This is a genomic window from Paenibacillus dokdonensis, assembly GCF_004916975.1.
GTDB classification, from domain to species: domain Bacteria; phylum Bacillota; class Bacilli; order Paenibacillales; family Paenibacillaceae; genus Paenibacillus_AQ; species Paenibacillus_AQ dokdonensis.
Genome location: NZ_STGQ01000002.1, coordinates 1,390,138 through 1,412,879 on the forward strand (window position 1 = coordinate 1,390,138; position 22,742 = coordinate 1,412,879).

General features: G+C 48.3%; 19 protein-coding genes. 15 read left to right on the plus strand and 4 right to left on the minus strand.

Translation table 11 applies throughout. The features are described from left to right. Nucleotide 1 precedes the first annotated feature (1 nt). On the plus strand, nt 2-1,420 hold the full coding sequence (gene gndA, locus E6W40_RS24190) for an NADP-dependent phosphogluconate dehydrogenase (protein ID WP_136608088.1): 1,419 nt from the start codon (nt 2-4) through the stop codon (nt 1,418-1,420). A 141-nt stretch (nt 1,421-1,561) separates the two neighbouring features. On the opposite strand, the gene E6W40_RS24195 is transcribed toward gndA, so the two are convergent. After that, nucleotides 1,562-2,941, minus strand: a complete 1,380-nt coding sequence (locus E6W40_RS24195) for an Nramp family divalent metal transporter (protein WP_211147085.1) — start codon at nt 2,939-2,941, stop codon at nt 1,562-1,564. A gap of 356 nt (nt 2,942-3,297) precedes the next feature. Next, nucleotides 3,298-3,972 (minus strand): M50 family metallopeptidase, encoded by a 675-nt coding sequence (locus tag E6W40_RS24200; RefSeq protein WP_136608090.1) that lies wholly within the window; start codon nt 3,970-3,972, stop codon nt 3,298-3,300. Nucleotides 3,973-4,146: 174 nt separating this feature from the next. On the opposite strand from E6W40_RS24200, the gene E6W40_RS24205 reads away from it, so the two are divergent. Next, nucleotides 4,147-4,770: a TetR/AcrR family transcriptional regulator gene (locus E6W40_RS24205; protein ID WP_168929026.1), complete on the plus strand. Its 624-nt coding sequence runs from the start codon at nt 4,147-4,149 to the stop codon at nt 4,768-4,770. 57 nt (nt 4,771-4,827) lie between these two features. Further along, the gene (locus E6W40_RS24210; protein ID WP_136608092.1) at nt 4,828-6,045 is read left to right on the plus strand and encodes a YhgE/Pip domain-containing protein; all 1,218 of its coding nucleotides are present in this window, start codon (nt 4,828-4,830) and stop codon (nt 6,043-6,045) included. A 20-nt stretch (nt 6,046-6,065) separates the two neighbouring features. On the opposite strand, the gene E6W40_RS24215 is transcribed toward E6W40_RS24210, so the two are convergent. Continuing rightward, nucleotides 6,066-6,704, minus strand: a complete 639-nt coding sequence (locus E6W40_RS24215) for a flavin reductase family protein (protein ID WP_425464953.1) — start codon at nt 6,702-6,704, stop codon at nt 6,066-6,068. A gap of 380 nt (nt 6,705-7,084) precedes the next feature. On the opposite strand from E6W40_RS24215, the gene E6W40_RS24220 reads away from it, so the two are divergent. From E6W40_RS24220 to E6W40_RS29610, 3 genes are all read left to right on the plus strand, one after another. Then, on the plus strand, nt 7,085-8,779 hold the full coding sequence (locus E6W40_RS24220; protein ID WP_136608093.1) for a DUF4127 family protein: 1,695 nt from the start codon (nt 7,085-7,087) through the stop codon (nt 8,777-8,779). Between the two features lie 150 nt (nt 8,780-8,929). Further along, nucleotides 8,930-9,304, plus strand: a complete 375-nt coding sequence (locus tag E6W40_RS24225; protein WP_136608094.1) for a hypothetical protein — start codon at nt 8,930-8,932, stop codon at nt 9,302-9,304. Between the two features lie 3 nt (nt 9,305-9,307). Further along, nucleotides 9,308-9,469: a hypothetical protein gene (locus E6W40_RS29610; RefSeq protein ID WP_168929027.1), complete on the plus strand. Its 162-nt coding sequence runs from the start codon at nt 9,308-9,310 to the stop codon at nt 9,467-9,469. Here the strand turns inward: E6W40_RS29610 and E6W40_RS24230 are convergent. Next, a complete protein-coding gene (locus tag E6W40_RS24230; RefSeq protein WP_168929028.1) occupies nt 9,466-9,777 on the minus strand; it encodes a hypothetical protein in 312 nt (103 codons plus the stop codon). The two genes, E6W40_RS29610 and E6W40_RS24230, sit on opposite strands and share 4 nt — an antisense overlap. A gap of 511 nt (nt 9,778-10,288) precedes the next feature. Between E6W40_RS24230 and E6W40_RS24235 the strand changes: the two genes are divergently transcribed. The 9 genes from E6W40_RS24235 to E6W40_RS24275 all read left to right on the plus strand — a co-directional run bounded on the left by E6W40_RS24235 (nt 10,289) and on the right by E6W40_RS24275 (nt 22,718). Continuing rightward, on the plus strand, nt 10,289-10,816 hold the full coding sequence (locus E6W40_RS24235) for an RNA polymerase sigma factor (RefSeq protein WP_136608096.1): 528 nt from the start codon (nt 10,289-10,291) through the stop codon (nt 10,814-10,816). Continuing rightward, nucleotides 10,813-12,036 (plus strand): DUF4179 domain-containing protein, encoded by a 1,224-nt coding sequence (locus tag E6W40_RS24240; protein ID WP_136608097.1) that lies wholly within the window; start codon nt 10,813-10,815, stop codon nt 12,034-12,036. The genes E6W40_RS24235 and E6W40_RS24240 overlap by 4 nt, the downstream gene beginning before the upstream one ends. 433 nt (nt 12,037-12,469) lie before the next feature. Next, complete coding sequence (metG, locus tag E6W40_RS24245; protein ID WP_136608098.1) at nt 12,470-14,104, plus strand: methionine--tRNA ligase; 1,635 nt, start codon at nt 12,470-12,472, stop codon at nt 14,102-14,104. 237 nt (nt 14,105-14,341) lie between these two features. Further along, nucleotides 14,342-14,971 carry a TetR/AcrR family transcriptional regulator gene (locus E6W40_RS24250; protein ID WP_136608099.1) on the plus strand — a complete coding sequence of 210 codons (630 nt, stop codon included), beginning with the start codon at nt 14,342-14,344 and terminating at the stop codon, nt 14,969-14,971. A gap of 47 nt (nt 14,972-15,018) precedes the next feature. Then, nucleotides 15,019-16,512: a DHA2 family efflux MFS transporter permease subunit gene (locus E6W40_RS24255; RefSeq protein ID WP_136608100.1), complete on the plus strand. Its 1,494-nt coding sequence runs from the start codon at nt 15,019-15,021 to the stop codon at nt 16,510-16,512. A 326-nt stretch (nt 16,513-16,838) separates the two neighbouring features. Continuing rightward, the gene (locus tag E6W40_RS24260; RefSeq protein ID WP_168929029.1) at nt 16,839-18,032 is read left to right on the plus strand and encodes a GGDEF domain-containing protein; all 1,194 of its coding nucleotides are present in this window, start codon (nt 16,839-16,841) and stop codon (nt 18,030-18,032) included. Between the two features lie 110 nt (nt 18,033-18,142). Further along, a complete protein-coding gene (locus tag E6W40_RS24265; RefSeq protein ID WP_136608102.1) occupies nt 18,143-19,453 on the plus strand; it encodes a hemolysin family protein in 1,311 nt (436 codons plus the stop codon). Nucleotides 19,454-19,456: 3 nt separating this feature from the next. Continuing rightward, nucleotides 19,457-20,614, plus strand: a complete 1,158-nt coding sequence (locus E6W40_RS24270) for an AI-2E family transporter (RefSeq protein ID WP_136608103.1) — start codon at nt 19,457-19,459, stop codon at nt 20,612-20,614. 154 nt (nt 20,615-20,768) lie between these two features. Then, nucleotides 20,769-22,718 carry an ATP-dependent DNA helicase gene (locus E6W40_RS24275; protein ID WP_136608104.1) on the plus strand — a complete coding sequence of 650 codons (1,950 nt, stop codon included), beginning with the start codon at nt 20,769-20,771 and terminating at the stop codon, nt 22,716-22,718. Nucleotides 22,719-22,742: the final 24 nt, after the last annotated feature.

The window sequence follows — 22,742 nt, forward strand, 5'->3', positions numbered from 1 at the left end:
GATGAGCAAACAACAGATCGGAGTGGCCGGACTCGCCGTCATGGGGAAAAACCTGGCCTTAAATATGGAAAGTAAGGGCTTCTCTGTCGCTTTATATAACCGTTCGCCTGAAAAGACGAGAGAACTCCTGGCCGAGGCCGAAGGGAAAAACGTCGTCGGTACGTTCAGTATCGAGGAATTTGTACAGTCTCTTCAGACGCCGCGTAAAATCATGATGATGGTCAAAGCGGGTCAGCCAACCGATGCACTGATTGAGCAGCTTGTGCCGCATTTGCAAGAGGGGGATATTCTGATTGATGGCGGCAACGCCTACTTCCCTGACACGGAGCGGAGATACAAGGAGCTTCAAGCCAAAGGACTCCGGTTTATCGGAGCTGGAGTATCCGGTGGTGAAGAAGGGGCTCTTAAGGGTCCTGCCATAATGCCTGGCGGGCAGAAGGATGCCTATGAATTGGTGGAACCGATCCTGACTGCCATTTCCGCGAAAGTGAACGGAGATCCCTGCTCGACTTATATCGGAGAAGGCGGTTCAGGGCACTACGTTAAAATGGTGCATAACGGCATTGAATATGGTGACATGCAGCTGATCGGGGAAGCCTATCACCTGCTGAAGGATGTGCTGAATCTCAGCACAGAAGAGCTGCATGACATTTTTACAGAGTGGAACCGGGGAGAGCTGGACAGCTATCTGATCGAGATCACGGCGGATATTTTCTCCAAAAAGGATCCCGAGACCGGCGAAGCGATGGTCGACGTCATTCTGGATGCCGCAGGGCAAAAGGGAACAGGCAAATGGACGAGCCAAAGCTCCCTGGATCTCGGGGTACCGCTTTCCATCGTGACCGAATCGGTATTTTCCCGGTTTCTGTCCGCGATGAAAGAAGAACGTGTGCAGGCCAGCCGAGTTCTGAGCGGACCTAAGACGACTCCATATGCAGGCGATTCAAGAGAGTTCGTTGAAGCGGTGCGCAAAGCGCTCTATGCCAGCAAAATCGCTTCGTATGCCCAAGGGTTCGCCCAGCTCCGTTCCGCCTCTGAGGAGTATAACTGGAATTTGAACTTTGGCAGCATCGCGATGATTTTTAGAGGGGGCTGCATCATTCGTGCTCGTTTCCTCCAAAATATCAAGGAGGCCTATGACAAGAACCCGGGTCTGAAAAACCTGCTGCTCGACGATTATTTCGGCTGGGTCGTGAACAACTATCAGGAAGCCTGGAGAAACGTCGTGTCCATCGCGATGCAGCGCGGCATCCCGGTACCGGCATTTGCATCGGCGTTGGCCTACTTCGACAGCTATCGTACGGAGCGGCTGCCAGCCAACCTGCTGCAGGCCCAGCGCGACTACTTCGGAGCGCATACGTTCCAGCGTGTCGACAAAGAAGGCACCTTCCATTTTCAATGGATGGAGTCTGGTGAATAAGAATTAGGAGCCAAATCAAAAAGGCAATCTCTATACGGTTCTGTCCATGACAGGGCCAAGAGATTGCCTTTTTCTTATTTGATGTGAATGATTCCCGTCATGTGCAGGAGAAACAGAACCGGCGGCTGGATGTTCAACCGCTTAGCCTATCCCTGCAAAGGTGCCGTAGATCAGGAATATGTTTAGCAGGGACAAAATAATAGCGATGGTCCAAGACAGATACTTGATCCAAGGGGGATTGGCGAATTCGCCCATCCTTTTTTTGTCGCTCGTAAATATGGTCAAAGGAATGATAGCAAACGGCAGCTGTACGCTAAGAAATACTTGAGTGTAAAGAAGCAGTTGTTCTACCGCATTCTCCCGGCCGCCGTATACAATGACGCAAATGATGACAGGAATCACGGCGATGATCCGTGTGATCATTCGGCGCAGCCAAGTTGGAATTTTCATTCGGATGAAGCCTTCCATGACGATCTGACCGGATAAAGTCCCCGTAATGGTGGAATTTTGGCCGGAGGCAAGAAGGGCTACGGCAAACAAGGTGCTTAATAATGGACTCGCAATCGCACCGACAATGGCGTTATCGGCCAGAGCGTTGTACAAATCCGTGAACCGGCCCAAATCACTCGTTGTCCCGAAGAACATCGCAGCCCCGAGCACCAGCAGCAGGCAGTTAATGACGAATGCGACACTGAGCTGAAGGTTTGAATCGATGGTCGAGAAACGAACAGCTTCTTTTTTGCCTTCAAGATTACGTTCGAATTGACGCGTTTGTACCAAGGAAGAGTGCAAATACAAATTGTGGGGCATGACGGTCGCACCAACGATGCCAAGCGCGATCAGCAGCATTCCGTTATTGGTCGCGATCTCAGGGCTGGGAATGAAGCCTTGAAGCAGAGGTCCCATACTTGGATTCGATAAAATGACCTCATATAAGAAAACGATAAATATGGTTGCTATGAGCGTAGCTACAATGGCTTCGATTTTCCGGAAACCGACTTTAGCCAGCAGCAGAAGAAGAAGAACATCCAATGTGGTGATGAGCACACCGATCAAAAGCGGAATTTTGAACAGAAGCTGCAGTGCTACCGCACCCCCGATGACCTCTGCAATGTCCGTCGCCATAATGGCAAGCTCGGTCAGTATCCAAAGGACAGTGGCAACCGGTTTACTGGTAGCCTGGCGTGTAGCCTGAGCCAGATCCATTCCGGTAACAATACCAAGCTTGGCGCACATGCCTTGAAGCAGCATGGCAATCAGGCTGGACAGTAGAATGATGCTGAGAAGCGTATAACCAAATTGTGCCCCGCCTTGTATGGATGTAATCCAATTTCCCGGATCCATATATCCGACAGCGACTAAAGCGCCCGGGCCACTATAGGCGGCAAGCTTTTTCCAGAATCCTGCATTTTTTGGAAGTGAAACCGTGTTATTGACTTCTTCAAGGCTCAGACCATTTGCGGAGCTGAGTATTTGATGTTTACGTGGCTGTGTTTGGTTGAGTGGAGTTGGATTTTCCATCATTATCCCTTCTATCATCTTTAAATTTGGTTTCCGAATCATACTGTAATCATATTTTGCCCTAGGTAAACATTTTTGTCAATGGCTAATATATTTTTATTGATAAAAATTAATTGCTCTAGAGCAAACCTTGTCCGTTGTATATGCTGGAAGTCATCATGCAAAAACAGCAGCAGTAAGAAGAAAAGGGTAGGCATGGATGCGCTTGGCTATCCACGGCTACCCTTATAAAGTTAAAGCAAACTGAGTTTGATGGAATGCTCAGCCGTAGATTTTACGATGCGAGCATTTAAAATTCCATACATGAAAAAAAGTAGCAACGAACGTCATGTAGAGGTTCGTTGCTACCTTGTAGATCACCGGCCTGATGCCTGCGCCTTGTCGCCGAAGCCCCGCTTGAACAGCATTGATGTTGAGAGCTTTGCGATCCATAAGGAGATGGCGGCAAAGACCAGACACCAGATCAATGCAGGGATATGCGTGACTTGAGCCAGATTCGCAGCGTCCCCCGCAGCGCCCGGATTGTAGAGGGATAAAGATAAGATCACGAAGGGACTGACAACGGATTCGACCAGGCAGATAAAAGCAATAAGCATATAATAGCCGTTTCGCAGCCAGGGTGGCGCCATATAAGCAACGAGGGCAGTCAAAACGGCAAAACCCGCGCACCAGAATATGCCGTAGCCGTTACGGACAAACAGTGCTGCGGCGATGGCTGCAAGCACCGTCACCACGATAAGTCCGGCGCGTTCTTTTCTTTTGGCATAGAGGAAAAACAGCAGCAGGGCGAACAGGGCGGAGCCAATGTATCCGGCAAGAGAAATCGGGATCGACATCCAGTTCTCAGCAAATGAGGAAAGCGTGACTCCGCTCTGATTGCCATATAGATAAATGACCATGACCTTACCCGACAATACGAGCGTAACCAGCGCATGCGACAGTTCATGGACAAGTGTGTCCACATTGCGGAAAAACGCGGAGAATGGCAGAAAACGAGTCAAAATGCTGGTCAGCACCACAACCAGGATCATTTTTAACCAAGCTTGAATAGCTTCCCCCTCATTTCTGTTGGTTTTGATTTATATCTTACCTGCCCCCGCCAGAAAATACCAGACAGATTCAAAGGCTGTAATGAATTTGACTTATGATAAAAAAACACGTATTATTTCGTTGAACGATCGTATAATGAAAAGGGAGTGTTAGCGTTGAAGCGAATTTCAAAGACATCACGTGATCTTCAAGCAGAAGAGAGAAAAAAACAAATTCTGCAGGGAGCAAAGGAACTGTTCGCTCTTCACGGTTTTCATGGCACTTCTGTGCGTACGATCAATAAGCATGTCGGCATTACAGACGGACTTTTGTATCATTATTTTCCCGGGGGAAAACAGGAAATTCTGGAGACGATTTTTCATGAATCCCAGGAAGAGAGAATGGCCAGCATGGACCGGCTGATTGCATCCATACATCCCGATTTACCGCTGGAAGAGGGGCTGTATCTGTTTATTTCGGGTATGGTAAAGACAATGACAGGGGATAGGGATTTTATTCAGATCATGTTCCGTGATTCCGCGACCATTCTGTCGGACCAAAAGGATTTTATGTCGGAGATGATCCAGCAGCGCCAACAGGCATTAGCAGAAATCTTAGAAAAACGCGGGAAGACCGGGGAAATCCAAGAGATGGATTACACGCTTGCAGCCTACCAGATCATGTCAGTGGGGATAACGACCATATTTAAGGAAGTGTCCTTTATCAAAGTGATCCAGATGGATCTGGAGACGTATCTGCGTAAGATGGTTCATTTCACAGTCGATCTCTGGCGTCCTTGAGCTTTTTTTGGTTATTTTATTCACCGAACGTTTAGTGAAAATGGAGGAGTGGTTATTATGAAACATTTTTTTAGACAAAAGCATCCGTATTTGGCCGTTATTATGGTATTTGCCGTGATGCTGCTGCTTGGCGTTGCCCAGCTTGGCTCATCCGTCAATCCGGTGCCAAAGGAAATGCCGGTTATCCTGGTCCAAAATGATCAAGGAGCAAAGCTGCCTAACGGGCAGCAAATGAATTATGGGAAGCTGATCGGGGATAAAGTGACCGGCTTCAAACCGCAGAGCGGGGATGATTCCGCTCCGCTGCTGTGGGACAACATGAAAACGGAGAAAGATGCTCTGGATGTCATGAATCATGAGCAAGCTTATGCGACCGTCATGATTCCTGCGGACTTTACGGAGAAGCTGTCCAGCTTGATGTCTCCGCAGCCGCAAAATCCGGAGATTACGGTATATGTGAACCAGGGCATGAATTATACGGGAGCCAATATGGTCAATCAGATATTATCCCAAATGCTTACCGGGGCAAGCAGCCAAATCAGAGATCAGATGCTGGGTCAGCTGAATCAGAAGGGTGGAACCTTGAATGTTGATCAAGCCAAGGCATTTGCCAATCCTATTGTCATCAATACCAAAAATATTAATGCGGTGGGCAGTCATAGCTCGAATGGTAATGCGCCTGTCGTATTAACACAACTCGTGTGGTTTGGAGCGATGGTCTCAACCATTGTACTCTTTATGGCGGCAGGGAAAGCAACGCAGTCAGGCAGCAGCCTGCATCGTTTAAGCATCCGATTCTCTCAAATCGTTATGGGAGCTGTCACAACGGCGATAGCATCTCTAAGCATACTTCTGATTACAGGAGGTTGGCTTGGGTTGTCCATTCCCGATTATACCGGCATTGGTTTGTTCCTGTTCTTTGCGGGTTTTATGTTCTTCCTGATCCAGACGGCCGTGATCAGCTGGCTTGGCTTTGCCGGGATGCCGTTGTTCATTCTGGTGTTCTTTTTCGGGCTGCCCATTCTGACACTGCCGGCAGAGCTGCTGCCACAATTTAGCAGAGATTGGCTGTATTCATGGATCCCGCTGCGGTTCTCTGTTGAAGGACTGCGTGATTTGTTCTATTTCCGCCAAGGTTTGAATCTGAGTGATGCAGAGTGGACCTTGGGTATTCTTGGAGCTGTCGGTCTTGTATTGACTTTATGCTCGGTCTTGAAACAGTCCAAACCTAAGCAGCAGGCAGCAACAGATTTAGCCCAGCCTAGCGGGGTGTAACGACTGTCGTTTAAATAACATTAGGTCTCGCTTCGAAACGTCTTTCCCAGTGATTCGCCTAATGCAAAGTAGTGGCGAAAGTTATATATCAGCGGGCTCCACTTATCGGGATCGATATGATTCTCACTGTGCAGAATGTTCTTATGGGCATGAACCTGAATGGCCGCTGTCTCCACAATTGCAAAAAAGGGATCATAGGCTGGAATCCGAATATTCATCACCTTCGCTTCGATCTGCAAAGGGCATTCCTTAATCCGGCTTGGCTGCACGGTGGCAGATTGGATAGGGGTTAGCCCGCTGATCTTAAACTTGTCCTTGCCTGATGCGAAGCCTAGGCTTTTCTTGTGATCCGGTACAGGTTCCTTGCCTGTATAGGGGGCAAGTTTCTCGACATTTTCCCACAAGAATGGATCAGGAATATTGATGACGTATTCCGGATGATGCTTTAGATTTTCGTATGCCTTACCGCCTATGCCAATGCCGAGGATAATGTATTCGCCCAGTGCCCATGAGGAAGAGATCGGACTGATATTAACCGTCCCATCTTCATTTAGCGTGTTGAGCAGGATCACGGGGGTGCCGTAATAAAGGATTTTGGGTTTGATCATTTCGATTTCATAAGCAGCTTTTTCACTATTCATATGTGTCATGTTGAACATTCCCTTCGGGTAATAGGTTCCTTTGTTTATAGTAAATGAGTAATATTTAAAATTTCATCGAAGTATGGATGTAATGCAAAATAAAACTTTCGCCCAAGTCTGCGGTCCATAGATAAGCAGCCTTGGGTTTTTTATCATCAAAAATAGGAACACTAGTTCTTATTTTTATATTGCGTATCCATACGGTATATGATACTATATTTTCAAGAAGGATAACCAAATATTGCCTGAACCTTCGTATTTGGCGGTACCAGATGTCCGGAAATCTGGTGATGCATCCCGTCAAATTGGCAGCCTGTATGGTCTTATATATTTTTTTAGTTATGAATATGGCGTTACGTAACGGAATATAATATTTCATTTAAAAAGGAGTTAATGATATGAAAAAAGTTCTGTATGTGCCACTCGATGACCGCCCGGTGAATCTGGATGATGTCATTGTACAAGGGAGAGCAGCAGGAATCCATGTTATCACGCCGGATGCGGAGGATGTGAAGAACCGCCTGGATACCGAGGCAACCTCTACGGGATCTACGCTGGTGAACACCTATGCACCGGTCTTTGGCAACACAGCGAAACTCCGTCAGTTCATTCTGAATCATAAGTCTTCGGTAGACGGATTTATCATTTCAACCGATATGCTCGCTTACGGAGGACTGATTGGAAGCAGGCGCTTTCGCACTAGCGGCGGCGGAACTTATCCTGACTATGATCCAGCTGCAACAGAATTGCTGGACGTCATTCGGGAAATCAAGCAATCTTGTCCACATAAGCCTGTTTATGTGCTGGATACGATTATGCGATTGGCTACGACGGTTTTTGTGGAGGGACTGACCCAAAGCGCTTATGACGAGGCGCGTGCTTTTGCGCAGCAGCCGCGGTTGGCGGTTTCGGATTTCGAAGCTATTTTGGAAGGGTATGACACAAAGCCTTACGGCACGAATTTCGGAATCCCGATCCATTTTGACAAGGAACAGTATTACAACGCACGGCGCCATAAATTCAAATCGAACTATTACATTCTGGACCAGCTCCTCCATGCAGGCTGCATTGACTTCCTTGCGATTGGTGTCGATGATTCTTACACGCAAGGGGTACAGGCGAATGAGATTGCATTTCTCGAAGGTTATGTGAATGAACGTCTTGGCGGAAGCGACGGGCAAAATCCCGACCGTGTGATTATTCTTCCCGATGCGGACGGACTGGGATATTCCCTTATGGGCCGTATGGCGAGCCATTTACACCGCTGCGGTTCCAAGCCGAGATACAGCGTGAAATACTTCGGCCCGGACGGCTCAACGATTATTAATCCCTATGAGTATATGAGCGTGCATGAAAATATCCAACATCATGTCGATATGATCGGCGGCCGTTTTGTCACTTCCGGTCCGTATGACGTGGAGATCGTTGCGATTACAAGCGCAAGCCAGGCAGCAGACGGAGTCAGTCATGTCGAAGCGAATGATATGAATCATATGCCTACCATCGTAATTGATTTTGTTGGCGGCGGTGCGGCTGATGAAACGGTCACGCAGGCATTGCTGAACAGCAAATCGACCGGGGGACTCCTGGGGTACAGCGGCTGGAATACGGCCGGGAATAAGATCGGTTTAGCACTGGGGATGGCCCATTGCCGCTTTACCTTTTTGATAACAGAGAATCGGCCACCGTCCCTTGCCGCTGCCGTTAACGCTCATGGCTCGCTGCTGTTCAAACGATTCCTGAAGGATTACTACTATAAGAAGTTAACGATTGCTGAAGTCCGGACTTATTCAAGAGCACATGCTCTGTTTACGAATGTTCCATATGCAGACCAGAATATGCGTCTTTTCAACACGCCGGAGGACTATGAAGTACTAGTGAAGCTTTTGCGGGACCGGATGCAGACCAATACGCAGACCCTTGCGGAGAAAAATGCTTTCCTGATGGGCACATCCCGCAGCATACGCCAAATCAAACGGTCAGGATGGAACTATTCGAAATATGCCAGCGCAGCACTGGATTACGAGAATCCGGACTTCATCTGGAACCGTGCTTTTGAAATTACGCTTGGACCCGGCGTGACATTACACTAAATTGAGAACCGTGGAAATTGAATAAGAGCAGCCCGTGTGTATACTCGGTGGGCTGCTCTTATTTTTTGTGTTTATCAAATCTGCTGAATAGTATATTGCGTAACGGTACAAAGCATACTATAATACAAACCGGAAGAGAGGAGTTATATCATGAAATATAATCTCAATTTATTTGGATATACCATTGACTGCCATGTTACTTTTCCGGATGGGAAAATGCATATTGAAATAGCAGAAGAAGACCAGACTTCACTACGTGCCTACCTGCTGCGTGTTCTGGTGAAGTATGGACGCGAGCCCGGCCCGAAGGATCGTCTGGAGAGCCTGATTCAGGATGCGATTGAGATTGAGAAGGGCATGAGCGGCCATCTTAGCGAACCCAAGCTGAAACTGCCCTATGAATTCCAGCCGGATATTAAAGAAAAACTTATTGAAGCCGCTGAACTGCAGGAGATGTCTGCTACCCAGCTGCTTATTCGTCTGATTGAAAGAAAGCATCAAAGTGTGTTTGGGAAGGAAGGTTAAATCATGGCATACGGTAATAAGGTGAAGTTTCATTATGATGTTCCGGTTTATATTAAACAAATGCTTGCAGACACCGCTAAAAAATTGAATATGACGGCTACTGAGCTGCTTTCCAAGACGATTGAAGAAGAATACGAGCGTGTGAAGGCAAAAGAAGGACGCTAAGTCATCTTAAGCTCCTGTGCCATTTTGCAAAACATTTGGATGCTAGAGAGTGACAAGCTTTCATAAGCATATTCATGATCCCATTGATCTGTAGAAAAGCAGTGGCATACGGTGAAATCCTCATTGGCATTTTCCTCAATCAGCAAAAGCTGAATTTGATCGTCATCCATAAACAGCTTGTAGAAATAATCCGAGCTGGAATCGGCTTCAATCAGCATGATGGCAGCTTGTCTGATTTGATGAGGAAGCTGGTAACTGAGTTCAGCAAGTCCTGCGGCAGAGCTTATTTTTGGATACATCATCTTCAATCCGATACCCTCCAGTCATTCGCTCGACATTCGTTTTCCGTAAAAGGGCCTCTTTGTTCTTAAATGATTATACCAAACATATGTTCTTATGTTAAGTCGGATTTTTGGCTGATTATAGAAAAGGGATTCACGAGCGTCAATAAACAGACGTGCGGAATCCCTTTTACTATTTGTATGGGGCGGCCTGTGCTCCAGGCTGACGTTCTGCATAGGCCGAGACTGCGGTTCATCATTTTATTGCTGACCAGTGCACCCATATGAACCACGCCCTAAACACTCTTGTTTAGAAACTTTTTAAGATTTTATGATATTGGACCATCTATGCAAATCACTTCACAAAATATAGAAGTATGAGGATACTTGGTCATAGCCCCATGATTAGGTTGTAACCTTTTGCAGCATCATTGATATCTAACCAATATATAGGAATCCGTTACGGTCACTAATCGTGTGTGCATATGGATTGATATAGAAACCGAGCAGAAACTGTACCTGAAAGGAGAAACCAGACTTGGACCTGCAATTTTACGTAAAAAGAGCCCAGCAAGGGGATCGCCAAGCCTTCGTCACTGCCATGAGACATGTTGAAGGAGATTTATACAGCATGGCGCGTTCCATTCTCCGTAATAATGAAGACTGTGCCGATGCCATGCAGGAAGCGATGCTCCATGCATATAAGTCTCTGCCGTCGCTCCGGGAAACGGCTTATTTCAAAACCTGGCTCTTTCGTATTCTAATTAATGAATGCAACCGGATATTCAGCAAACAATCCCGAACCCTGCCGATCGATCCGTCTGTCCTGGAACCTTCTGTGAACGGAGGATATGACAAAATTGAACTGAGGGAGGCCGTCGAGCACTTGGATGAACCGATGCGGACGGTCATATCTCTGCACTATTTCCGGGACATGCCGGTCAAAGAAATTTCCAGCTTGCTTGAACTCTCGGAGGGAGCAGTCAAGACACGCTTATACCGGGCTCGGAAGGCATTAATTGAAGCACTTCAATATAACGGCGAAGGGAAGGTGGAGTTTCAATGAGCATGTTGAACCTGGATACGGAAATACAATGTGAAAAAGAAAGAATAGATGAGGGGGGAGGGATGCCTGAAGTGATTCGCGGCCGCTTGGAAGAATTCTATGCGCAAATTGAATCGGGCAGCATTCCCGTTTATCCTGACTCACTTCGCCATAAGCGGGCAAGAAGATTCCGGCACGGAGCTGTTGCAGCCGGTGCGGCCGCAATCTTTATCGGCGTGACGGTTATGGCCAGTGCATTTATCTCTCCAGGAATGGCCGATGCGCTCAAGCAAGTTCCGCTCGTTGGAAGTGTATTCAAGCTTGCCGGAGATCTGGGGCTGCAGACAGCTGATGAGAAAGGGCTGGCCGCCGCTCTGGGCAGCAGTGATACACATGATGGAATCCAATTACGCATAACCCAAGCGGCATATGATGGGACGCGTCTTGCCTTAGCCCTTGAACGCGAGGGGAGCGATGGACTAAGGCCTCCGCTGTATTCGAGTTATGTGGATGGTCAAAACCTAAAGGATGATGACCTCCTAGAGAGTCTGGATGTTATGATCAACGGAAAGTCGGCCCTGGCCAGTCAAGATGCGTTTTCAATGCTGACATCGGGTCCTGGTAAAGACGATCAATCCATCATTATTCAATATTCCGGGAAGCTTATTGGCGAGGCACAGTCTAACACGGACCAACTGCAAGTAAGGGTACAAGCGAGTCTGAACGGTATTCCGGAACCATTCAAACTGGATACTGTAGTCAAAAAATCTCCAGGGGAGAAAATGGTTCTGGCACCGGGTATTGCGAAATCCAATGAATTTGTCAGGTTCTCTGTTGATCGTATTGAAATGACCTCGGTCACCATCAATATTGCTACAACTCTCACACAGATAGGTCCAACCAAGGATTTACCGGCCAGATACAGAAGCGGCCCAATTCTAATAGATCCCGTGACTGGTAAGCCCAAAACCCGAGTGTACCTTAGATCACTGCATTATGATTTGGTCGATGACAAGGGGAATATCGTTAATCTCGTCAGCGGATCTGGACAAACGGGTTCTACCACGATTCCAGTCAAGATGAATATGTTGTTTACGCCTTTTGCGGGGACGCCGAAGACGATTACGGTGAAGCCTTATTACCTGCTAACGAAGGCAGACGGCAAGCCTGTATTAGATCAAGACGGCAATTGGCAGAAGGATTACGTCCCGGAGCTGGTAATGGTTGTACCGGTTAAATAGGAACAAAAGACGGCAGGATATATAATAGAGGTTTTCACTTCAAAAGGTTTATCGGCTCACCCTATTGACTTGAGAATTGCAGCTGTGTATAATTTCCAATAACTTCAAACGCGAAATAAAAGCGATGAAAAGAAGAGTACCGCGGCGACGCCTTTGAACAGAGAGCTCCGGAAGCTGAAAAGGAGCAAAGGAAAACCCACGGGAACATGGTCTTGGAGCTGCGCACCGAATCCGGTTACGGATGTAGGCTGTGCCGGAACCCCGCATCCGTTAACGTGCTAAGGTATAACCGTGGCTTTTCTGCGGCGTACCTGATAAGGTGAGTGCCGCGAGGCATGAATGAATTTGGGTGGTAACACGTGAGATTGATGCTCTCGTCCCTTTTGGGGATGAGGGCTTTTTTGCGTTTCTACTGAAAAAGGGAGGTTTTAAAATGGCACATATTTTTATCGGCGGGGCATGGCCCTATGCCAATGGTTCGCTTCATTTAGGCAGACTCGCGAGCCTGTTGCCTGGTGATGTACTGGCGCGCTATTACCGTTCCAAGGGAGAGGATGTGCTGTATGTTTCCGGCAGCGACTGCCATGGGACACCTGTTGCCGTTCAAGCGGCGCAGGAAGGAATAGCGCCGGGAGATTTTGCCGGGCGGTATCACCAGGAGTTTAGCGAATGCTTCAAGCAGCTTGGATTCAGCTATGACCTGTATACGCGCACGGATCAGCCGCAGCATCATGAGACGGTTCAGGAATTGTTTGTAAAGCTGCTGGAGCAAGGGTACTTGTATCCGAAGACGGTCCTGCAAACCTACTGCGAAGTAGACCAGCGCTTTTTGCCAGACCGGTATGTGGAAGGTATTTGTCCAGTCTGCGGCCAACATGCCCGGGGAGATCAGTGCGATTACTGCTCCACGCTGCTGGACCCATCAGACCTGAAGGAACGGATCTGTAAGCTTTGCGGGACTACGCCAGTAGAACGGCCTACCGAGCATTATTATTTGGCATTGTCTAAGTTTCAAGAGGAATTATCCCACTATGCGGATCAGGCTTTGGGGTGGCGGGATAATGCCGTTCAAATGACAAAGCGTTATCTGCAGGAAGGTCTTCAGGACCGTGCGGCTACGCGGGATTTGACATGGGGAGTCGATGTGCCGCTGCCGGACTTCGAGGAGAAAAAAATCTATGTCTGGATTGAGGCGGTAAGCGGCTACCTTTCTGCCAGCAAGCAGTGGGCAGCGCAAACGGGGAGGAAGTGGGAACCCTTTTGGCTGGAGGACGAGGGGGATATCACCGCGTATTATGTACACGGCAAGGATAATATACCGTTCCACACCCTGATTTGGCCTGCGATTCTGCTCGGAGTTCAGGGTCTGCACCTGCCGGACCATATTGTTTCCTGCGAATACCTGACCCTAGAAGGCAGGAAGTTCTCGACCAGCTGTAACTGGGCCGTATGGGTTCCCGACCTGCTTGCCAGGTATCAACCGGATTCTATCCGCTATTTTCTGATTGCAAACGGACCGGAGAACCGGGATGCCGACTTCTCCTGGAGAGAGTTTATTTACAGCCATAACGGAGAGCTGCTGGGTGCCTTCGGCAATTTTGTGCAGCGGACGCTTGCTTTTATCAACAAATCGTTTGATGGAAAGATACCGAAAGGAGAGCTCCCGGGTGAATGGAAAGATACGATATCTGCGCTATACCAAAGTTCGGGAAGCCGGATTGAGGCAGGTCGGTTCAAAGAGGCGATTGAGGGGATATTTTCTTTTGTGCGCCAGGCTAACAAGTATTTTGACGACATGAAGCCATGGCTCCAGATCAAGGAAAACCGAGAGGCATGTGGTGCCATACTCTACAACTGCGTGCAGATCATTGCGAATCTAAGCGGCCTGCTGGAACCATTTATTCCTTTCTCCTGCCAAAAGATCCGGGTCTTCTTATCCATGACCGAGCCATCTTGGAAGCTTGTTACCATTCCGGCAGGACGTGAAATCCGAGATCTGGAGCTGCTGTTCGAACGAATTGATGTAGCCCGGATCACAGAGGAGACTGAGCGGCTGCGTAAGGAGTAGTATTACAGGTCTACCATTGTAGCACCTAGAGTAGGTGGTCTAATAAAGAAGAGATACTGCAGGCCAAGCGGCGCCAAAGATATGCAATCTTTGATCCGTGGCTGAAGGACCTGCAGTGTCCTATTTTTTTAACAATATTTCTTGACAATGAAACCCGCGGCAGTTAAATTAAACGATGTATTAAACAGTGTTTAAATTAAATTTAATATATTTGAAGGGGGGACGAAGGAAGCTTTGATGAAGGATGACAGCTCGGTACATACAACAGGAACCGATACGAAAATGGACATATTAAACGCCACCGTCGAGCTGATCCAGGAGGAAGGGGTCGCCTGTGCGACGCTGCGCAGAATTGCAGAGAAGGCAGAGACGAATCTGGCGCTCGTGAACTATCATTTTGGCTCTAAAGATAAGCTGCTCTCTAAGGCTATTGGCAAGTTGGTAGGTACCTTTGACGATGCCTTTGCCGTGCTGGAGGATGATTCGTTGGAGCCGCTTGAGCGGCTGAAGCAGTTTTTTTACCGTTATCTTAGTCATCTGCAGCAGTATCCCGGCCTTGCCAAGGAAATGATGGATCAAAGCCGTCTGATCCTTTGCTCTCAACATGAATATGCACGCTACACCAAAGTCATGAAGACAGAGAAACTGCTCAGCACTTTAAGGGAAATCACACATGAATCTGATGATACGGTATTAGACGGCATGATGGTTCAGCTCTATGGAGCGGTTTTTTACCCGGTTATTATGAATTCCTATATGAATCTGGCCGGAGAAGAGCCTGCACCGGAATTCCGTCTGCCAACGCTTGAGCATCAGATCGAAATGCTGTTCAATCTTTATTTTCACAAATACAGCCAGAGCTCTTAGAACATCATGATTCGATAAACTATATATAGAAATGAGTGGAGAAAACTATGTCTAAACCATTGGCGGGTCATACCGCTGCAGAGGAAGCGCCGTTCTCGCTTAAGGCCATTCTTCCGCCGCTTCTGGCGATTATTGTTGGCATGATCATGGTCATTTTGGATGGGACGGTTGTGAATGTCGCCGTTCCGAAGCTTGTGGACATTTTTGGAAGTGATTTGAAAACGATACAATGGGCTATCACCGGCTATACGCTTGCACTTGCAGCGGTTATACCGCTTGCCGGCTGGATGACCGACCGTTTTGGAGCAAAACAGGTTTTCGTTACGACTGTCATTATGTTCGTCCTTGGTTCGGCTCTGTGCTCTATTGCCCAAAGTTCAACCCAGCTTATTATCTACCGCGTTATTCAAGGAATTGGGGGAGGCATGGTCGCTCCGATCGGGATGGCGATGGTGTTTAAACTAGCTCCGCCGGAGCGCAGAGGCGCCATAATGGGCATGTTGGGGGTTCCAATGCTGCTTGCGCCAGCCCTAGGACCGGTGCTGTCCGGATGGCTGGTGGAATACGCTTCCTGGCGCTGGATCTTTCTGATCAACGTGCCGATCGGCGTGGTCGCCGTCATCCTGGGTATTGCCTATCTTCCTAAGGCGGATCACCATGCACCCAAGCAATTGGATCTGCTCGGGATCATTTTGGCACCCATCGCTTTCTCGATGCTGGCTTATGGTGTTAACGAAGGCGGCAGCGTTTCCTGGACCTCCAGAGGGGCAGAGCTTGGCCTGATCATAGGTGGAGTCGCATTGATTCTATTTGTATTCGTGGAGCTCATTTCTAAGAATCCGCTGCTTGAACTGCGCGTATTCCGCTCATCGGACTTCACGCGCGGGATTATTCTGACGTGGATCATGCAGGCTGCACTTTTCGGCTGCATGCTCTTTGTTCCTCTGTATCTTCAGAATATTCGCCTGTTCACGCCGCTGGAAACGGGCTTAATCCTGCTTCCACAGGCGCTATGCTCAGGAATTGGGATGCCGATCGGAGGCAAGTTCTTCGACAAGTACGGCGCGCGACCGGTTTCTTTCATCGGTCTGGTTATCATCGCGGTTGCACTGTTCCTGCTCGGCCGGATTGATGCGACCACGTCGCTTTATTACATTATGCCGATTCTCGGCGCAATGGGCTTCGGCATGGGCTTATCGATGATGCCGCTGAACACGCATGTGCTGAATGCGGCCCCGCGCCAGTGGGTCAACCGCGTGACGCCGCTGACGGCTGCGCTGCAGCAGGTGGTCGTATCCTTCGCCGTAGCGGGCATGACCGGATTCCTGACCAGCCGCGTGACGCATCATATGACCGAAGCGGGCCAAAGCGCCAATCCGCTGACAGCTTCAATCCAGAGCTTCGACGACGTGTTTATTTTGGCGGCCTGGCTGGCCGTGGTAGCCGTTGCCCTCTGCCTGATCCTCCGCAAGCCGAAGGAGATGGAGGTAGGAGCCGGGGAAGAAGGAAGACCGGATCCATCGCTTATGATTGGCCATTAAATTTCAGTCGGATACAACAAAAGCCTGGAGAACGTTTCGATCGAAACGTTCTCCAGGCTTTTTGCTGCTTTTCCATTTCTGAAATGGAAGAAAATAGATCGGGAATTTCGACATTTTTTTGCAATATTTTATCTGTAATTTTTTGTAATCTGGTATAATCTTCTCTAACGGAATTAATTTCATAATACCTTAAGCCGCTTCAATCAACGCTGTATATAGATCCGAACGGTTTTATTGGTCTATATATAGTTTCGATTTTATCGTTTTAGTGAGTTATGAAATCATTCAACAGCTTATTAATTCTAAGAGATGGTGATCAGAGAGACATGGTTTTATCATTGGATATGAAAACTGCATTTATTTCGGTCGTGCTCGGGCATCTTTTCACCGTCATATTAATCAGCGCCTACCGATATGGACATACAAAGGACAGACTGATCAACACGTTTTATGCTTCCAAATGGCTAGAGGTCATCGGATGGGGATTGGTTATCTTTCGGGGAAGCATTCCTGATTATATTTCCTTGGGCCTTGTGAACTCCATTCTGTTTGTTGGAATCGCTGTGGAAACCATTGCGCTTTCTATGGTTCAGCATGCTTATAACCGTCAAGTGAAAAGGGGATATATCGCGTTCACTTTATTCAGCATTATCGGGTTTAATCTCCTGGTGTTCCTGGACAGCACCGAAGATGCGCGAATCGCCTTCGCCTCTTTTTGCACAGGAATGCTTTTGGTATATCCGGTGTACCGGATGATCACAGGGAGCTATACATCCAAGCTTAAGAGACTGATGGGCTATTTGTACGTCATTGTCGTTATCGGTTTGTTCGGCCGAGCTTTGCTGACACTGTTTACGGATCAGTCCATGGGCTTCTTTACGCCCAGCATGTACCAGGCACTATCCTTTTTGTCCTTGTACCTCATTATGATATTGGAGAATACAGGGTTTATTCTGCTGTATAAGGAACAGGCAGATGAGCGTCTGATCCGGATGGCCACATATGATGATCTGACGGCAACGCTTAACCGCAGAACCTTTATCGAGCAGGCGGAAGGCATACTGACCCAGCTATCGAGAAGCAGATCAGCCGTATCCTTCATTTTGTTTGACATCGATTATTATAAGACGATTAACGATACATACGGGCATATTGCCGGCGACCGCGTGCTTGCGGGTATGTCCACGCTGATTCAGGAAAAGCTGAAAGACGTAGGCCTTGTCGGCAGATTTGGGGGAGATGAGTTTGCCGTCTTGCTGCCGGGCATGAATGAGGAAGAATCTGATGCAGCAGCAGAGAAGCTCCGTAAATCGGTAGAGGATATGCAGATACCATCCATTCCGGTACATGTTACGATTAGCATCGGGATCGCAACCCTGAATAAATGCGTCGAACCGAGTGTAAACAAGCTTTACAAGTGGAGCGATAACGCTTTATATGAGGCTAAGCATCGGGGGCGTAACTGTGCTGTACGTATCCGGTTTACGGAAGAGCAACAGGGGGTTATTGAATATATATAGCATGCTTCTTATGGCATTTCTTCAAATTGGATTGAAACCTAAGCCGCTGAAGCATCGTATAAGCAAGTTAGAAATCATATTTTAATTTTTTATAAGGAGAAGATGCATCAATGGAAAGTGACAGGTATATTTTAAATTTGGTTTTGGTTGTAATTTTAATCGGGTTATCGGCGTTTTTTGTGGCAGTGGAGTTTGCGGTTATCCGTGTCCGTGCGAGCCGGGTGGATCAGATGATTGCCGAGGGACGCAAGGGTGCTGGAGCGGTGAAGAAGGTGCTGGAAAATCTGGACGGATATCTGTCCGCCTGCCAGTTAGGGATCACAATTACATCACTCATTTTGGGTTTCCTCGGGGAACCAACAGTGGAGAAAATTCTTCATCCTGTGTTTGAGAAGTGGCATTTTTCCGAAGGTCTGAGCTCGATCTTGTCCTTGGTGATTGCCTTTGTTGTTATTACCTATTTACATGTCGTTATAGGAGAGCTTGCGCCAAAGACCGTTGCCATCCGCAAAGCGGAAACGATCGCCGTCTGGTTTGCACCTCCGATTATCTGGTTCAATCGAATTATGTACCCGTTCATCTGGCTGCTCAATGGTTCAGCGAATCAGCTGGTCCGTTTGTTCGGCATCAAGCCGGCCTCAGAGCATGAGGAAGCCCATTCCGAGGAAGAACTGCAGATTATTTTAAGCGAAAGTCATGAAAGCGGAAAAATTAACGACAATGAATTCGGATATGTAAGCCGGATCTTTGCGTTTGACAATATGCTGGCCAAGGAGATCATGGTTCCGCGCACCGATATGATCTGTCTCGATAAAAACAAACCGCGGCAAGAAAATGTCGACATTATTAAAGAGCAGCAATATACCCGCTTTCCTCTCATTGACGGCAGTAAGGACAATGTGATCGGCATCATTAATACGAAGCAATTTTTCCTTGCTTACGAGGATGATCCGCATGTCGATGTGGTAAAGCTAATCCATCCGGTGATGGCTGTCTCGGAAGTGACTCCGGTCAATGTACTCCTGCAGCGGATGCAGAGTGAAAGCACCCATATGGCTGTTTTGATCGATGAATATGGCGGTACTTCAGGTATCGTAACGATTGAGGATATCATCGAAGAGATCGTTGGTGAGATTCGCGATGAATTCGATGGTGATGAAGAGGAAGAAATTGAAGAACTGGCAAAGAACCATCTTATCGTTGATGGCATGGTATCTGTTTCGGAAATTAACGATTATTTCAATCTCGACTTGGACACAAAAGAATGGGATACCATTGGCGGCTGGCTTTACAGCCAGAGCAATGAGATGGAGGAGCAGGAGTCCTATACGCAGGACGGCGTGACGTTCATCCTTCTGGAAAGGGATCATAACCGTTTCTGCAAGCTGGAAATTATCAAGAAAAGACGAAGCGAGGAATAAAGAATGGACAATTCTTCCGTCAACTGGGCGAGCCGCTTCAAACGGTTTTTCCTGAACAACCGGTTTGTTTTATTTCTGCTGGTTCTGCTCTTGATTGGCGTCAACATTATGGTGCTCAGCAAAATATCATTTATCTTTCATCCGGTCATCGTGCTGTTGAAAACAGTCGTACTGCCAATCATTCTCACGGGAATTGTGTACTATCTGTTGAATCCGATCGTGGATTTTCTGGAAAAGCGCAGGGTGGGGCGGATTCAGTCTATTTTAATGCTGTATGTGTTTATTATCGGTATTATTGCTGTGCTGCTCACGCTTGTCATACCGGTGATCCGGGAACAGATTATGGACCTGGTCAGCAATTTCCCGGCATACAGCGAGACGGCCAGAGTACAGTTTGAACATCTGATGGGCAGCAAGCTGGTTAACCAATTCCAGGATTCCATTAGCTTTGATCCGCAGGAAGTCGTTAAGACCATCTCCCAAAAGGCAACCTCATTTTTGAATAAGACATGGACGGGAATCGGCGGCTTTCTCGGCAACCTGCTCGAAATTGTGCTCGCTATCGTGACAGTCCCATTCATTTTGTTCTACCTGTTGAAAGACGGTAAAAAGCTGCCTGGCTTCATTCAGGGCTTCGTGCCAACGAGGCTGCGCGGGGAAACCAACCGTGTGATGAGCGAAATGAACCATCAGATCAGCTCTTACATCCGTGGGCAAATCATCGTGAGCTTCTGTATCGGTGCGCTGCTTTTCGTTGGCTACATTATCATCGGTTTGAAATATTCGCTGATATTGGCAGTCATTGCTGCCTTTACGAGCGTAGTGCCTTACCTTGGGCCGGTGATCGCAATCACGCCGGCGCTGATCGTGGCGCTGGTGACATCGCCGATCATGCTGCTGAAAATGGTCATTGTGTGGACGGTCGTACAGTTGATCGAAGGGAAGTTCATTTCGCCGCAGGTCATGGGCAAAACGCTCAAAATTCACCCGATTACGATTATTTTCGTGATTTTGACGAGCGGGAACTTGTTTGGCATCGTCGGCGTCTTGCTGGCGGTTCCGGGATATGCGGTGCTCAAAGTCGTGGTTTCCCATATTTATCAATGGTTCAAAATACGCTCACGCTTATATGAGCATGAGCCGGTGAAGCCGGAAGGCTAATCGCATCAGGATCAAGAGGCCGCGGGGCATCCGCGGTCTTTTTTTCTATATTATCCATTGTAATTCCGCACAGGAAGTGTGATAATGGGATGTTAGTCTTCATGGACAAGTGAAGAGAATAGATTTTCAAGTGAAAGCTGGAGGTAATATAAACGTGGAACGGTACCCTTTTACGTATGATCCTGCACGGCCTTTTATTCAGCAAGCGGGTGAATGGGTGGCGGATGTATTTTATGAATTGCTGCCTGAGGCGGGCTTTGAGGTCCGTGATGAGCAGATATATATGGCGTTTCAGCTGGAAAAGGCTTTTGCCGAGAAAAAAACGATTTTTGCCGAGGCAGGAGTAGGGACGGGGAAAACGCTGGTGTATCTTTTATACGCTGTGTGCTATGCGCGTTATACGCGCAAACCGGCGGTCATTGCCTGCGCTGATGAGTCCCTGATTGAACAGCTGGTGAAGCCCGAAGGGGATATTGCGAAGCTGGCCCGGCATCTGGATCTGGTCATTGACGCGCGTCTGGGCAAATCGCCGGATCAGTATCTTTGCCTGAGAAAGCTGGACGATGCGCGCATGAAAGGTGACGAAGAGATGCTGTGGGACGGCATCGCTGCGGGCTTGCCGGATTTTGTGTACTCCCATGCTCCGATGCAGTCCTTTCATGCATACGGTGATCGGAGAGACTATCCGCAGCTTACCGATGAACAGTGGCAGCAGATCAATTGGGATTCCTTCCAGGACTGCTTCACCTGCGACCGGCGTCACCGCTGCGGGCAGACACTGTCACGGGACCATTACCGGCGTTCCGCTGACTTAATCATATGCTCACATGATTATTATCTGGAGCATGTCTGGACGTATGATGGCCGCAAACGCGAAGGCCAGCTGCCTCTTTTGCCTGAGCACTCTTCTGTTGTATTTGACGAGGGGCATCTGCTGGAATCGGCGGCCATGAAGGCCCTTGGATATAAAATGAAGCATGTCGTGTTTGAAGAACTCATTACACGGCTGCTTCAGAACGAAATCCGTGAGACTCTTGCAGTGCTCATTGATAATGCGATCGTGCAGAGTGAAGCGATGTTCGCTGCCTTCGGGCGTTCCAGCCGCTTGATTCCGGGCTCGGACCGGAAAGAAATTCTGCTGAGCGAGGAGCTGCTTCGGGAGGTGCATCAATTCCGGAGTTTACTGACTGCGATTGAGGAAGAGCTGGTGTTTGAAAGCGAGCTGTATACGCTTGATGATTACCAGCTCCGCATCGTGGAAGAACATTTGGAAATGATGCAGAAGGCGCTGATGCTGTTCGAGCGTTCGGAAGCGTTGATCTGCTGGGTTACAGACAGCCCGGAAGGGCTGACACTCTCCATTATGCCGAAAAGCGTTAAGGAAGTGCTGGAAGAGCATGTATTTGGCCTTAAAATGCCGATTGTGTTCTCATCGGCTACTCTATCCGTGGATGGATCCTTTCGTTATGTGGCGGACAGCCTCGGGATCGGCAGTTTCCTGTCCTTCTCGGTTGACTCGCCTTATGAATACGAGGAGCAAATGGAGGCTTTGGCGCCAGCATGGAATCTTGAGGATGGATTTGACGGTAAAATGAAGGAAGCAGTGCGGCTGCTGCAAAAAACTGGGGGCAGAGCCCTGATCCTCTTCAAAACCCGTGAAGAGCTGCGGCTGTTTAAGCAGAGGGCTGCGGAAGAGCCTGCATTTACTGGCATGCAGTTCTATTTCGAGGGCGACGGGGAAATCAGTCATCTGATTTCGGCCTTCCAGCGTGAAGAGGAAAGTGTGCTTTGCGCAGTCAGTTTATGGGAGGGCCTGGATGTACCGGGACCATCGCTTTCGAACGTCATCATATGGTCGCTGCCATTTCCTCCTCATGATCCGGTGTTCATCGCCAAGCGGAACGCAGCGAAGGATCCGTTCGAGGAAGTAGACTTGCCGCATATGCTGCTGCGATTCAGACAGGGCATCGGACGTTTGATCCGTTCCCGCGATGACCGTGGGATTGCCGTTATTCTGGGCGAAGAGATGCGCACCAATCCTACGGCTAGAGAGCGGGTATTGGCGGTCCTTCCAGAAGGCGTTGAGCTGCAGGAGCAGGCCTAAGGCCTATGGTGTTAAATCATTCAT

What these genes read in the sequence shown, in the direction of transcription:
- gndA (WP_136608088.1), top strand. Translation starts at nt 2, where the DNA reads ATGAGCAAACAACAGATCGGAGTGGCCGGACTCGCCGTCATGGGGAAA.
- E6W40_RS24195 (WP_211147085.1), bottom strand. Translation starts at nt 2,941, where the DNA reads ATGGAAAATCCAACTCCACTCAACCAAACACAGCCACGTAAACATCAA.
- E6W40_RS24200 (WP_136608090.1), bottom strand. Translation starts at nt 3,972, where the DNA reads ATGATCCTGGTTGTGGTGCTGACCAGCATTTTGACTCGTTTTCTGCCA.
- E6W40_RS24210 (WP_136608092.1), top strand. Translation starts at nt 4,828, where the DNA reads ATGAAACATTTTTTTAGACAAAAGCATCCGTATTTGGCCGTTATTATG.
- E6W40_RS24215 (WP_425464953.1), bottom strand. Translation starts at nt 6,704, where the DNA reads ATGTTCAACATGACACATATGAATAGTGAAAAAGCTGCTTATGAAATC.
- E6W40_RS24220 (WP_136608093.1), top strand. Translation starts at nt 7,085, where the DNA reads ATGAAAAAAGTTCTGTATGTGCCACTCGATGACCGCCCGGTGAATCTG.
- E6W40_RS24225 (WP_136608094.1), top strand. Translation starts at nt 8,930, where the DNA reads ATGAAATATAATCTCAATTTATTTGGATATACCATTGACTGCCATGTT.
- E6W40_RS29610 (WP_168929027.1), top strand. Translation starts at nt 9,308, where the DNA reads ATGGCATACGGTAATAAGGTGAAGTTTCATTATGATGTTCCGGTTTAT.
- E6W40_RS24240 (WP_136608097.1), top strand. Translation starts at nt 10,813, where the DNA reads ATGAGCATGTTGAACCTGGATACGGAAATACAATGTGAAAAAGAAAGA.
- metG (WP_136608098.1), top strand. Translation starts at nt 12,470, where the DNA reads ATGGCACATATTTTTATCGGCGGGGCATGGCCCTATGCCAATGGTTCG.
- E6W40_RS24250 (WP_136608099.1), top strand. Translation starts at nt 14,342, where the DNA reads ATGAAGGATGACAGCTCGGTACATACAACAGGAACCGATACGAAAATG.
- E6W40_RS24255 (WP_136608100.1), top strand. Translation starts at nt 15,019, where the DNA reads ATGTCTAAACCATTGGCGGGTCATACCGCTGCAGAGGAAGCGCCGTTC.
- E6W40_RS24260 (WP_168929029.1), top strand. Translation starts at nt 16,839, where the DNA reads ATGGTTTTATCATTGGATATGAAAACTGCATTTATTTCGGTCGTGCTC.
- E6W40_RS24265 (WP_136608102.1), top strand. Translation starts at nt 18,143, where the DNA reads ATGGAAAGTGACAGGTATATTTTAAATTTGGTTTTGGTTGTAATTTTA.
- E6W40_RS24270 (WP_136608103.1), top strand. Translation starts at nt 19,457, where the DNA reads ATGGACAATTCTTCCGTCAACTGGGCGAGCCGCTTCAAACGGTTTTTC.